At 36.3% G+C, this 12,269-nt stretch carries 14 protein-coding genes; 9 read left to right on the top strand and 5 right to left on the bottom strand.

What is annotated here, in order from left to right:
* The gene (locus A9G08_RS05075; protein WP_065562651.1) at nucleotides 1-1,302 is read right to left on the bottom strand and encodes a DUF2868 domain-containing protein; all 1,302 of its coding nucleotides are present in this window, start codon (nucleotides 1,300-1,302) and stop codon (nucleotides 1-3) included.
* Nucleotides 1,303-1,377: 75 nt separating this feature from the next.
* On the bottom strand, nucleotides 1,378-1,623 hold the full coding sequence (gene zapB / locus A9G08_RS05080) for a cell division protein ZapB (RefSeq protein ID WP_065562652.1): 246 nt from the start codon (nucleotides 1,621-1,623) through the stop codon (nucleotides 1,378-1,380).
* Between the two features lie 100 nt (nucleotides 1,624-1,723).
* Here zapB and tpiA point away from each other — a divergent pair, with 100 nt between their 5' ends.
* Nucleotides 1,724-2,488 (top strand): triose-phosphate isomerase, encoded by a 765-nt coding sequence (tpiA, locus tag A9G08_RS05085; RefSeq protein WP_065562653.1) that lies wholly within the window; start codon nucleotides 1,724-1,726, stop codon nucleotides 2,486-2,488.
* A gap of 54 nt (nucleotides 2,489-2,542) precedes the next feature.
* Here the strand turns inward: tpiA and A9G08_RS05090 are convergent, their stop codons facing one another.
* On the bottom strand, nucleotides 2,543-2,770 hold the full coding sequence (locus tag A9G08_RS05090; RefSeq protein ID WP_065562654.1) for a helix-turn-helix domain-containing protein: 228 nt from the start codon (nucleotides 2,768-2,770) through the stop codon (nucleotides 2,543-2,545).
* A gap of 155 nt (nucleotides 2,771-2,925) precedes the next feature.
* On the opposite strand from A9G08_RS05090, the gene A9G08_RS05095 reads away from it, so the two are divergent.
* The 8 genes from A9G08_RS05095 to A9G08_RS05130 all read left to right on the top strand — a co-directional run bounded on the left by A9G08_RS05095 (nucleotide 2,926) and on the right by A9G08_RS05130 (nucleotide 11,047).
* Entirely contained in the window at nucleotides 2,926-3,612 is a 687-nt protein-coding gene (locus A9G08_RS05095; protein WP_065562655.1) for a LexA family transcriptional regulator, read from the top strand.
* A gap of 218 nt (nucleotides 3,613-3,830) precedes the next feature.
* Nucleotides 3,831-4,949: a tRNA 2-thiouridine(34) synthase MnmA gene (gene mnmA / locus A9G08_RS05100; protein WP_065562656.1), complete on the top strand. Its 1,119-nt coding sequence runs from the start codon at nucleotides 3,831-3,833 to the stop codon at nucleotides 4,947-4,949.
* A gap of 1 nt (nucleotide 4,950) precedes the next feature.
* The gene (gene hflD, locus A9G08_RS05105; RefSeq protein ID WP_065562657.1) at nucleotides 4,951-5,601 is read left to right on the top strand and encodes a high frequency lysogenization protein HflD; all 651 of its coding nucleotides are present in this window, start codon (nucleotides 4,951-4,953) and stop codon (nucleotides 5,599-5,601) included.
* A gap of 28 nt (nucleotides 5,602-5,629) precedes the next feature.
* Nucleotides 5,630-6,997 (top strand): adenylosuccinate lyase, encoded by a 1,368-nt coding sequence (purB, locus tag A9G08_RS05110; protein WP_065562658.1) that lies wholly within the window; start codon nucleotides 5,630-5,632, stop codon nucleotides 6,995-6,997.
* 112 nt (nucleotides 6,998-7,109) lie between these two features.
* The gene (gene hemC / locus A9G08_RS05115; RefSeq protein ID WP_065562659.1) at nucleotides 7,110-8,039 is read left to right on the top strand and encodes a hydroxymethylbilane synthase; all 930 of its coding nucleotides are present in this window, start codon (nucleotides 7,110-7,112) and stop codon (nucleotides 8,037-8,039) included.
* The gene (locus A9G08_RS05120; protein ID WP_065562660.1) at nucleotides 8,039-8,779 is read left to right on the top strand and encodes a uroporphyrinogen-III synthase; all 741 of its coding nucleotides are present in this window, start codon (nucleotides 8,039-8,041) and stop codon (nucleotides 8,777-8,779) included. Before hemC ends, A9G08_RS05120 begins: the two co-directional genes overlap by 1 nt.
* Nucleotides 8,780-8,787: 8 nt before the next feature.
* Nucleotides 8,788-10,143, top strand: a complete 1,356-nt coding sequence (locus A9G08_RS05125) for a uroporphyrinogen-III C-methyltransferase (RefSeq protein ID WP_065562661.1) — start codon at nucleotides 8,788-8,790, stop codon at nucleotides 10,141-10,143.
* A 10-nt stretch (nucleotides 10,144-10,153) separates the two neighbouring features.
* On the top strand, nucleotides 10,154-11,047 hold the full coding sequence (locus A9G08_RS05130; protein ID WP_065562662.1) for a heme biosynthesis HemY N-terminal domain-containing protein: 894 nt from the start codon (nucleotides 10,154-10,156) through the stop codon (nucleotides 11,045-11,047).
* A 39-nt stretch (nucleotides 11,048-11,086) separates the two neighbouring features.
* On the opposite strand, the gene A9G08_RS05135 is transcribed toward A9G08_RS05130, so the two are convergent.
* Together A9G08_RS05135 and A9G08_RS05140 are read right to left on the bottom strand one after the other, a co-directional pair.
* On the bottom strand, nucleotides 11,087-11,410 hold the full coding sequence (locus tag A9G08_RS05135; protein WP_065562663.1) for an AzlD domain-containing protein: 324 nt from the start codon (nucleotides 11,408-11,410) through the stop codon (nucleotides 11,087-11,089).
* On the bottom strand, nucleotides 11,407-12,102 hold the full coding sequence (locus A9G08_RS05140) for an AzlC family ABC transporter permease (RefSeq protein WP_065562664.1): 696 nt from the start codon (nucleotides 12,100-12,102) through the stop codon (nucleotides 11,407-11,409). The genes A9G08_RS05135 and A9G08_RS05140 overlap by 4 nt, the downstream gene beginning before the upstream one ends.
* Nucleotides 12,103-12,269 lie beyond the last annotated feature (167 nt).

Consider the following 12,269-nt stretch of genomic DNA (forward strand, 5'->3'; position numbering starts at 1 on the left):
TTAATTATCCTGATCTAACCAACTAGGATTAGCTAACGGTAAAGATAACGATTGCCAATTATGTAATTGTTTACCTTGATTAATAAACCATATTCGACTTTGCTGTGATTTATTCATTAATTGTTGAACAAAATTTAATACCCCGCGATCTGGTGCTCGATCAGTATCGATTGCAATTAACACTTTATACGCTGGTTTTAATTGCAAAAGATCTAATATTGCATTTCGCTGCTCACGAGTATTTAAAAATCCGTAAAAATGCCCTTCATACGGTGGATTCCAACTCTCATCTACATCCACAGCCACTAAATAGACACCACTTCCTTCTTCAATCTGTGAGATTGGTAGTTGCCATTTAGGTTCGCCTAACTTATCTTCATCCACCATTTGGGTTAAAAGTGGCTGTAATTGTTGGGATAGGATTTGAAAGTCAGGATCATCCAAATTTAATTTAATTTTTCGGCTACTCACAACCCAAGCGATGCCACAGAAAGTCATTAATAGAAATCGAACGGCTAATCCATAACAGAAAAAAACACCTAATAGCCAAATCGCCCAAGAAGAACGAATGTCACCCTCACTTAAAGCGTGTTCACTAAGCTTAATCACATCATCATTTGGAATCGGAAAACCAAACAAAGATGGAACATAACCTAAATAATGAGTTAACTTAATAATGGTATCAGAACTTAATAAAGTGGTTTTCCACTCAAAACTGTAGTGCTGAGTTGAAAATAACATCACTAAAACGAATAAAGCACTACATAAAATAACGACCCAAAAAAGATTCAGAACAAAACCAAGCAACCAACGGATTGAAGAACCAAATAAAGTGATAAAAGCCGGTACAAGCTGTTGCACGGTCTTTTTTTGATAGAGCTTTTGGGCTATCCATAACCAACAATGGATTAATAAACTACCACCAAAGCGAGAAAAGAAAAAAAATGAACTAATCCAAATAATGAGCGTAATAAAATGAACACCTAATAAACACAATAGCGCCCAATACAAATTGATTGGATTTTGACTCAAAGCGCTAAATGTTAATGAACCACCTAAAAAAATCGAAATTAACAGTAATAAACAGAAAGAAATTTTAATAGAACGTAAAATAACCTTTTGCGCAGAATATAAACCATTTTGTTTAGACAGTATCGTTGCACGTGTAATGATACGGTTAACCAAAGAGGTTGGCATAGCTTTAACTTGTCGATTAATATCTTGATCAGCAAATCGACCTGATTCGGATTCTATTAAATGAATGGTTTGAGTAAGCCATAAAGATTTTAGCTGTTCGCGCATTTAAATATCATCTTCACATTAATTAGTCGTCATAAAAGAAACGCGACCTAAGTCGCGTTAAAAAAATTGAATCATTTACTGGGTTATTTCACCAATTTTGCTTAAAAGGGTTTGAATACGTTGTTGCCAAACTTGTTGATCTTGTTTTAACTTCTCATTTTCGTCACGTAATGCTTTCATCTCATCTGAACTATCATTAATTAATTGTTCAAGTTCATGATTGCCTTGCTTTAATCTCGAAATCTCTTCTTTCAAGGTATTAATAGTGTTTACAGTGTTTTGAATTTTAGTTTCTAATTGATTCAATATTTCTAATGACATATTTTTCCTCAAGCTCAATTTATTTGGTGTATAATAAGGAGTATTATAACGAATTCATTCTGAAATCAACACCTTTTTAAATCTTAAGTTGGAGAAAATTATGCGAAAACCACTCGTAATGGGTAACTGGAAACTCAATGGAAGTATCGAAATGGCTAAAGACTTAGTTGCAGGACTAAGAGCTGAGCTATCAACTGAAGCAAACTGCGATATTGCAATTGCACCACCGACTGTGTACTTAGATTTCGTTAAACATCAATTAGGCGGCTCAACTATTCTTTTAGGCGCACAAGATGTTGGTGTTCATCTTTCAGGTGCTTATACTGGTGAAGTCTCAGCCACTATGTTAAAAGAAATCGGTGTGACTCACGTGATCATTGGTCACTCTGAACGTCGTACTTATCATAAAGAATCAGATGAATTTATCGCTCAAAAATTCGGCGTATTAAAAGAAGCTGGACTCGTTCCTGTACTATGTATTGGTGAAACAGAAGCTGAAAACGAAGCAGGTCAAACTCAAGCAGTATGTGCTCGTCAAATTGATGCAGTAATTAATGCATTAGGTGTTCAAGCATTTAATGGTGCAGTAATTGCTTATGAACCAGTTTGGGCAATTGGGACTGGAAAATCTGCAACTCCAACTCAAGCGCAAGCAGTACATAAATTTATTCGTGACCACATTGCAAAACAAGATGCCGCTGTCGCTAAACAAGTTATAATTCAATACGGTGGTTCTGTAAATGACAAAAATGCAGCAGAACTATTCACTCAACCAGATATTGATGGTGCATTAGTTGGTGGAGCTTCATTAAAAGCAGATGCTTTTGCAGCGATTGTTAGAGCAGCAGAACAAGCTAAAAAATAAGAATTAAAATAAAAAAGACGCCTATAAAAGGCGTCTTCTTTTAAACTTTGTAACTTATTTTTTAACCTTATTTTCATACCTAGATGGCCAAATTTTTTCAACAGGCACTTGCAAATATTCAGAGATAATACGTTCATATTTTGGACAATGACGATATAAAGCATTACGTAAAGTATCAGCCTGTAAACCACTTGAACGTGAAAGCGCCCTTAAATTTCCGCCTCGAATTTTAATTTCACCTACAACTCTTGATGGTGTCCAGTCTTGATCTTGTTCTCTCATTATGAGATCCTCTATTGGTTAAATTTTTTGCTATTGTAAAGATTATCGGTATTACGATTCTAGAACGATAAAAAGTTACCGGCAAAGAATAGCACATAAAAAAACGAATTAAAATAATAAAAACAAAAAAAACACCGAAAATGGAATGAAATATAATGGAAACTAAAGAAAAAAAACAAAAAACCAAAGAAAAAACACGAACACTTAACGATACTTGTATTGAAACTTTTAAAAACCGATTAACTCTCCTATTAGAAGGTCGCTCAGGCAATGCATTTGCCAGAAGTGTTGGTATGTCCGAAGCCGTAATCCGTGATTACTTAAGTGGAAAAACCTATCCATCACTCAGTCGGTTGGCTACTATCGCAGATAAATGCGATGTGTCAATTGAATGGTTAGCAACAGGTAAAGGTGAATGTCGATTACTACCTGAAACGCTAAGCCGAGGTACAGTGAATGTTCCGTTTCTTAATAAGAACGAAACCATTAACGCATTCACAATTTTAGATACGATCCCATTTGATCTCACTTTAACTAAACATCAAGGTTGTGAAGCAGGTGATCTTGCTGCTGTTTGGGCTAAAGGTGATTGTATGGAACCAACTATATCCAATCATGATATAGTCATTATTAATACAGCAAATAATAAACCAGTTGATGGTTTCCTCTATACTGTACAATATGACGATCAAATTACTATTAAACGAATTCAAAATCAAGGTTCAAATCTGTTATTGATTTCAGACAACCCAAAATACCCGACTATTACGAAAGCGAAAAATGAGCAAAAAGATTTTAAAATAATTGGTCATGTAATCTATTTATTGAAAAATCTCAATTAATATTGCCATAGCGCTTTTTTTTATTTTTACTCCACTGATGCAAATCAATGGAGTTTTTTATCACTCGATATTACATTTTTTTCTGCGAACAACATTGTAATAAAAATGTCATTAACAAAATTAAGCAATCTAATCACATTCCACATAGCATAACCTTATACATTTAGCCTTAATTATGCTAAAATCACACAAAATTTTTGCCCATTAATTTAGTTATTATGCCAAATGTAAACACTCGAAAAAAAGTCGTTGTCGGCATGTCTGGCGGCGTAGATTCTTCCGTTTCTGCTTATTTATTACAACAACAAGGCTATGATGTTGTTGGTCTATTTATGAAAAATTGGGAAGAAGATGACACTGAAGAATATTGCTCGGCAGCAATTGACCTAGCCGATGCACAAGCAGTCTGTGACAAATTAAATATCAAACTCCATACCATCAACTTTGCTGCAGAATATTGGGACAATGTCTTTGAACATTTTTTGTCTGAATACAAAGCGGGGCGAACACCAAATCCAGATATATTATGTAACAAAGAGATCAAATTTAAAGCATTTCTCGAATATGCAGCAGAAGATCTAAATGCCGATTATATTGCGACAGGTCATTATGTTCGTAAACGCGAAAATGGCGACAAAGTTGAATTACTCCGTGGAATCGACAACAACAAAGATCAGAGTTATTTTTTATATACGCTTAGTGAAGACCAAATTCGTCAAAGTTTATTTCCTGTCGGCGAACTTGAAAAACCACAAGTAAGAAAGATCGCAGAGCAACTTGGCTTAGCAACCGCAGCCAAAAAAGACTCAACAGGTATCTGTTTTATCGGAGAACGAAAATTCAGTGACTTCTTAGCGCGTTATTTACCTGCACAATCAGGCGTTATTCGAACCGTAAATGGTGAAGTTATTGGTCAACACCAAGGATTAATGTACCACACATTAGGTCAACGCAAAGGGCTTGGCATTGGTGGACTAAAACAAGCCGACGACACACCATGGTACGTCGTTGATAAAGACATTAAAAATAATGAATTAATTGTTGCTCAAGGTCATGACCATCCTGCACTATTTTCAGATGGTTTAATTGCTCAACAACTGCACTGGGTTGATCGTAAAATTGTTACCCAACCATTTCACTGCACAGTAAAAACGCGCTATCGTCAACAAGATATCTCTTGTTGTGTTACGCCACTAGGTGAAGATAAAATTGAAGTGATGTTTGACAAACCTGTTGCAGCCGTTACACCAGGACAATCAGCAGTGTTTTATCAAAATGAAGTTTGCCTTGGTGGCGGAATTATTGAGGAACGAATTATCAGCAGTAAGGAGCATTAAAGTGAACAGTAAATACCATCATATTGCCATAGCTCTTGCAGGCGCGACGCAAAGCGCAACACTTATCCCCCAGCTTGCTAATACTGGGGTTTGTAATATTACGATTTATCAAGTATCGATAAAAAGCATATTCAACACATCACCAAAAACTACTGATGATGTTTATGATGGTATAAACAATATTAAAACAGGATTAGAGACACTTATTACCCTACTCTCCTCAAATCAAAAACAGCAAGTTGAACTAATTCGTTACCTTTTTGGCACCTTAGGTATTACCAGCAAACTATTAAAAAATAGTGAAGCGTTAGATAAAATCGATCAGCGTTTACAACGAATATCCGGTCTGTATCCTGAAATGAATAATGAAACAATCGACAATCATATTGACGACCTCTCTTATTCATTAGCTGGAATCTATTCTGATATCATCAGCCCGTTAGCAACAAAAATCAAAGTGGTAGGTAAAGCTGAATATCTACAAAATTCATTAGTTCAAGCCAAAGTCAGATCTTCACTATTGAGTTGTGTTCGCTCGGCCATTTTATGGTATCAAGTGGGAGGAAGTCGCTTCCAATTCCTATTAAGTCGCAAACGAATAGCTAATGCAGCGCAAGAGTTATTAAAAGAAATTAATCAACAAAGTTATTAAATTAAAAAATAGCAACGGAGTAAAACCGATGGAATTATCTGCTCTAACCGCCCTATCACCAATTGATGGTCGTTATGGTGACAAAACAACAGAATTACGCACAATTTTTAGTGAATATGGTTTATTAAAATATCGCGTTCAAGTTGAAGTACGTTGGCTACAAAAATTAGCTAGCCAAGCAGATATTCTGGAGGTTCCAGCTTTAAGTGAGCTTGCCACTAAACACCTTAACCAAATTGTAGAAAACTTTGATGAACAAGATGCATTACGCATTAAAACCATCGAAAAAACCACAAACCATGATGTTAAAGCGGTTGAATATTTCCTAAAAGAGAAAGTAAACAGTAACGAAGAGCTACAAGCTATTAACGAATTTATCCACTTTGCCTGTACCTCAGAAGATATTAACAATCTATCTTACGCATTAATGCTAAAAACAGCGCGAGATACAGTAATCGTTCCTTATTGGAGTAAATTGATTGATATTATCACCGCTCAAGCTAAAGCTTATCGTGATCTGCCATTGCTATCAAGAACGCACGGACAACCCGCTACACCATCTACCATTGGTAAAGAGTTTGCTAATGTAGCCTACCGTTTAAAAAGACAACTTAAACAACTACAGTCAATTGAAATTCTAGGTAAAATCAATGGTGCGACAGGTAACTATAATGCACACATGGTAGCTTACCCACAAATCAATTGGCACAAATTTAGTGAAGAATTTGTCACATCATTGGGATTACAATGGAATCCATACACCACGCAAATTGAACCACATGATTATATTGCCGAATATTTTGATTGTGTTGCGCGTTTCAATACCATCATGATCGACTTTGATCGTGATGTTTGGGGTTATATTGCACTAAATCATTTCAAACAAAAAACCATCGCTGGTGAGATCGGCTCTTCCACCATGCCACACAAAGTTAACCCAATTGATTTTGAAAACTCTGAAGGTAACTTAGGTATAGCTAACGCTATTATGAGTCACTTGGGTAGCAAACTACCTATTTCTCGTTGGCAACGAGATTTAACTGACTCAACAGTATTACGTAACCTCGGTGTAGGTATTGGTTATGCGATCATCGCTTATCAATCGACCCTAAAAGGCTTAAATAAGCTTGAAGTCAATCAAGAATATCTACTTGAAGAGCTTAACCGTAATTGGGAAGTGCTAGCCGAACCAATTCAAACCGTAATGCGCCGTTATGGTATCGAAAAACCATACGAAAAATTAAAAGAACTCACTCGCGGTAAACGTGTTGATTCACAAGGAATGCAACAATTCATTGACTCGTTAGCTTTACCTGAACATGAAAAAGCACGATTAAAACAATTAACTCCGGCAAATTATATTGGTTATGCAATTCGTTTTGTCGATGAACTTTAAGCGTCACATTTAAACCGTAAAAAAATAAAAATGTCTTCATGCCTAAAGCACTCAAGACTTTAGGCAAATCGACTCAAGAGTTAAAGAAAAGATAAACAAAGATTTGAAAGGAATGGAAACACCATTGAAAATTCGCATCGCCACACGTAAAAGCCCCTTAGCACTTTGGCAGGCTAACTATGTAAAAGAACAACTGACAGCTATCCATAGCGATCTGACTGTGGAACTGCTTCCTATGGTAACCAAAGGTGATGTGCTTTTAGATAGTCCACTGTCAAAAATTGGTGGAAAAGGATTATTTGTAAAGCAACTAGAGCAAGCCATATTAAACAACGAAGCTGATATTGCTGTTCACTCAATAAAAGATATTCCAGCCCAATTCCCTGAAGGACTAACCCTATCAACCATCTGCCAACGCGATGACGTACGTGATGCACTCATATCAAACCAATATCAAAGCTTGGACGATTTACCGCAAGGTGCCATTGTTGGCACTTCAAGTCTAAGACGCCAATGTCAATTGCGAGCCAAATATCCACATCTCATCATAAAAGATTTACGTGGAAATGTAGGCTCTCGTCTAGCAAAATTAGACGATCAACAATACGATGCAATCATCCTCGCCGCTGTCGGTTTAAAGCGATTAGGATTACAAGAACGAATCAAACAATATATAACAACAGATTTAATCTTACCGGCGGTTGGGCAAGGTGCGGTTGGCATTGAAACCCGATCAAATGATGACACGATTCTTAAATTACTTGCACCTCTAGACGATAAAAACAGCCGAATTTGTATCCAAGCAGAAAGAGCAATGAATCAAGCCTTACAAGGTGGTTGCCAAGTGCCAATCGCCTGCTATAGTCAATTAACGAATGATTTATTAACTTTAACCGGGTTAGTTGGTAGTATTGATGGGAGCAAAATCATTAAAGCGACGCTAACCAAATCAGCAACCGAGCCTGAAACCTTAGGTCAACAACTGGCATCAGAATTGTTAGCCAAAGGAGCTGATAAAATTTTAGCGGAAATAATTGATTGATGATTTATATTACTCGCCCTTCCCCCGAAGGGGATAAGCTAACCCAGCAATTAAATCAAGCAAATATTCCGGCAACTCATCTCCCATTATTCAAAATCTTAGCAGGTCACGGACTAAATAACCTTCAACAACAGCTCTACCAACTTGCGCCATCAGATATCGTAATTGTGGTATCGCCACAAGTCAGCTATATGATAAAAGAACATCAACCTAATCTAAGCTTTCCTAAACATCTACGCTATTTTGCCATTGGCAAAAAGTCAGCTCAATTGTTTAGTCAACAAGCTGACGTTCACGTTGATTATCCAAGTGAGGAACATAGTGAGGGATTATTACCACTATTGACTGACTTGCAAGGCCGTTCCGTTTTAATTTTGTGTGGAAACAATGGACGGCAATTGCTCTCTCAAGAGTTGCAACAAAAAGCAAACGTGACCTCAATACAATGTTATTTTCGTCAACCAATTCAATATCCAGCCAACATACTAACTGATGATATTGCTCAACAAATCCTACTCGTAACAAGTGTCGATCACCTACTCCAACTCGACACATATTGCCAAAATAAACATAAATATGAAGCACAATTGGTGGTAACTAGCCCACGGATATTCGAAAAAGCCAAGCAACTAAATTGGCATAACGTTTTACAAATTGTTAGCGCAAATAATGAATTTTTATTTAAAACAATGATAACTCTATGTCATAATGCGGAAAATATTTCTCAAAAATCTAAATGAGGTAATTTATGCCATCTAGATATTATGGTGCCAATGCAACACTATCAAACATCAGCACCACTTCATTTAGCCAAATAAAAAAGACAGAAGCGAATAATATGATGAATATAAATAAAAAAGAGCCAAAACCTTCTAGTCCTCAACCTGAGCCATCAGTCAATACGCTAAAAGCGCCAGTATCAAAACTCTCAATACTCGCCATCGGATTAACAGTTTGCTTAGGTGGATTGATCTATTTTCAAGGTTATAGACAGCTCCAAAACCAAACACATGAAATCTCAACGCTACAAACTGAAATTGCCAATTTAAAACAAAATACCAAAGCAAATATCATTAAAGATCTTCAAAGTAATATTGATGATGCCATCAATAAACAAAACCAACAGTTTTCATTATTAACACAACGCGTTGACCGTCAATTAAGCGACAACCAAAAAGCTCAACAGCAACTTACTGAACAAGTTAATGATACCAATAAATTAAACGAGCAAAACCTAAATAGCCTAAACGAACGTTTAGCAGCCGTATCGACTCTGGATAACAACGTTTGGCTCATCTCGCAAGCAAACTACCTAGTGCATTTAGCGGGAAGAAAAATCTGGAGCGATCAAGACTACACCAGCGCCCGTTTATTACTCAAAAGTGCAGATGAAAGCTTAGCGAAAACAAATGATCCAAGCTTACTCCCTGCTCGACAAGCGATCACCAAAGATATTAACTCACTATCTCAAGTCACCTTTGTTGACGCTGATGGCATAATCCTAAAATTACTTGGTTTAACTGAATCAATAACAGAATTACCATTAGTTGGAAACTATAAAGATATCGATCTGGGCATGAATCAATATGACGATACTCTTGCTAACAACGCCAATACTTCAGCAGATAATGTCACCCATTCAACAGATGATTGGTCAGATAATTTACTTGCTAATGCTTCAACATTTATGGATAAATTCATCAAAATTGAAAAATTAGATGTAAAAGATAACCATTTTTCTGAGTGCCTAGACAAAGCTGGAAGTGACGAAAAGCAAATTGTTAAATGCCAGATCCTAAAAACACCACTTAGTGCAGAACAATCACTTTACCTGCGCGAAAATATCCGTTTCCGTCTATTAATTGCTGCTCAAGCAGTACCAAGACATCAAGAACTCATTTATCAACAAGCGCTAAATGATACCGCAATTTGGGTCAATGCGTATTTTGATGGTAATGCCCCAAGTGTAAAAGCATTCATAGATGAACTTGAAAACTTACAAAACCAACCAATCAGTAACCAAAATATACCTGATAAACTCGACAGCATTACTGAACTTGAAAAATTAATGCAAACCCGCGTTAAATCGATATTAGGTAAATAGGAGAATAATAATGTTCAAAATACTCATTATATTCCTAGTATTAGTTGGTGGATTTTTCCTTGGGCCATTGTTTGAAGGCCACCAAGGTTCTGCGGTATTCGAAGTTGCCAAATATCGTATCAGCATGTCATTTAACTCATTTATGATATTGCAAATCATTGGCTTGCTCTGCCTATACCTAATCTATAAATTATTCTCTAAAATCTTCAATACCAAATTGGGTAATTGGTTTAGATTACGATCGCCAAAAAAATCAATTAAACGTATTGAACAAGCGCAATTTTATTTATTAGAAGGTGATTACCGACAAGCAGCAAAACTATTTATGAAAAGTGCCAAAGGAGCAAAAAGTTCGACACTATCTTACTTACTTGCTGCTCAAGCACAAATTGATGATGACCAACTTATTGCCGCTAATCAATCTTTAGAGCAAGCAGCTAAAAGTTGCCAACCAAATGAATTATTTGCTTTTCAGCTTGTACAAATTCGGTTACAAATCAAAAATCACGAATATAGCTCAGCCAAAATCACAATCGAAAAACTGCTAAACGAAAAACCGCGTAACATTGAGCTCCTAAAATTAGCAGACCAGCTATATTATGAATCACAAGATTATCAAGCGGTGATAGAACTGTTACCGATCTTATACAAAACCAAAGCTTACCCTGATTCGCAACTCGATCAGTTCAAACAAGCGGCTTATATTGGTCGTATAAAACAGTTATCTACGGATATTGATCCTTTAGCTTTAATAAAATGGTGGAAAAAACAACCAAAATCTATCATTAACAATCTTGCCAATCAAAAAGCAATGGCCAACTACCTAACTCAATTAGGTCAAACGGCCGAAGCTGAAAGACTAAAAAGAAACATCATGCGATTAGAGCAAAAAGAACAATGTTGACATAAAAAACAGGGCAATCGCCCTGTTTTTTATTTATCGCTAGAGAATAAAATACCGAATCAAAGCCATACAACTCATGCCAGTAATCACCACCCACATCAGGTTTCGTGTCAATATCGCCACGATAATAGTTGGCACAGCGGCTAAACAATATTCCAAATTAAAAGAAGGAAACTCACCTTGCTTAACAATAAACAAATTTTGCACAAATAGCGCAGTTAAAATACAGATAGGCACATAAGATAGAAAACGAATCACGATTTCAGGCAATTGCAATTTTCTAACTAATAAAAATGGAATAACTCGCGGTAACCAAGTCACCACACCACTCCCCAAAATAATCAACAAACTATACAAACTCATGCCTTACGCTCCACAATAATACCCATAAAGCAGCCAGCAAAAGTACTAAATAATATTGCCATTTCTGACGATACAAATCGAAATAAAAAGACCAACACCACCGTTACAGTTAACATTGCAATAATCAGATTTCTAATGGTTTTTGTTTTATCACCAGTTAACTGCAAATATAATAAACCAATAAACATCGCAACTAATGCATAATCTAAACCAAACTGAGCAGGATTCGGCAACCACTCGCCAATCAATGCACCAACTAAACAGGATAATATCCACGCCAAATAAGCAGTAACATTCAGCCCATGCATCCAAGGCGGATTGATCGGCGTTTTATTAGCAATGGCATTCATCGCAACCGCAAAACTCTCATCGGTTAATAAGCTACCAATCCCAATATTATTTAAAAGCGAAAAACGCCGAAAAGCAGGTGCAGTAGCCATACTCATCAAAAAATGGCGTGAATTAACCAAAAAAACAGTAAATATCACAGCCGAAATCGGAGTTGCTACAATCATTAAACCCGTGATGATAAATTGCGATGCACCCGCATAAATGATAGCAGCCATCAAGGTGATTTCTAACACTGACAAATTAGAGGCTTTACCCACTACACCCGCAGCGATACCAATTCCAATATACCCCAATAAGGTGGGAATACAGGCGCGCACACCATCTTCAAACGTTAATGACATCTTTCATTCCTTACAAACTGATATCTTGAATAATTATAATGATAAAGATTAGATTGCAGACAATTAATTAGACTAAAAACAATAAGCCGCATTTTATAATCAAACTTTGCTATAATAGAGTATAACAACGCTCTATTAAAACTATTTATTATATTACGGTAAAATTA

It is taken from the genome of Gilliamella sp. wkB195, assembly GCF_001690445.1.
GTDB lineage: Bacteria > Pseudomonadota > Gammaproteobacteria > Enterobacterales > Orbaceae > Gilliamella > Gilliamella apicola_E.

Bases quoted from the DNA above. Each gene is read 5' to 3' on its own strand.
- mnmA (WP_065562656.1), top strand. From the start codon at position 3,831: ATGCCAAATGTAAACACTCGAAAAAAAGTCGTTGTCGGCATGTCTGGC.
- A9G08_RS05135 (WP_065562663.1), bottom strand. From the start codon at position 11,410: ATGAGTTTGTATAGTTTGTTGATTATTTTGGGGAGTGGTGTGGTGACT.
- zapB (WP_065562652.1), bottom strand. From the start codon at position 1,623: ATGTCATTAGAAATATTGAATCAATTAGAAACTAAAATTCAAAACACT.
- A9G08_RS05140 (WP_065562664.1), bottom strand. From the start codon at position 12,102: ATGTCATTAACGTTTGAAGATGGTGTGCGCGCCTGTATTCCCACCTTA.
- A9G08_RS05075 (WP_065562651.1), bottom strand. From the start codon at position 1,302: ATGCGCGAACAGCTAAAATCTTTATGGCTTACTCAAACCATTCATTTA.
- A9G08_RS05090 (WP_065562654.1), bottom strand. From the start codon at position 2,770: ATGAGAGAACAAGATCAAGACTGGACACCATCAAGAGTTGTAGGTGAA.
- A9G08_RS05130 (WP_065562662.1), top strand. From the start codon at position 10,154: ATGTTCAAAATACTCATTATATTCCTAGTATTAGTTGGTGGATTTTTC.
- hemC (WP_065562659.1), top strand. From the start codon at position 7,110: ATGGAAACACCATTGAAAATTCGCATCGCCACACGTAAAAGCCCCTTA.
- A9G08_RS05120 (WP_065562660.1), top strand. From the start codon at position 8,039: ATGATTTATATTACTCGCCCTTCCCCCGAAGGGGATAAGCTAACCCAG.
- A9G08_RS05095 (WP_065562655.1), top strand. From the start codon at position 2,926: ATGGAAACTAAAGAAAAAAAACAAAAAACCAAAGAAAAAACACGAACA.
- purB (WP_065562658.1), top strand. From the start codon at position 5,630: ATGGAATTATCTGCTCTAACCGCCCTATCACCAATTGATGGTCGTTAT.
- A9G08_RS05125 (WP_065562661.1), top strand. From the start codon at position 8,788: ATGCCATCTAGATATTATGGTGCCAATGCAACACTATCAAACATCAGC.
- tpiA (WP_065562653.1), top strand. From the start codon at position 1,724: ATGCGAAAACCACTCGTAATGGGTAACTGGAAACTCAATGGAAGTATC.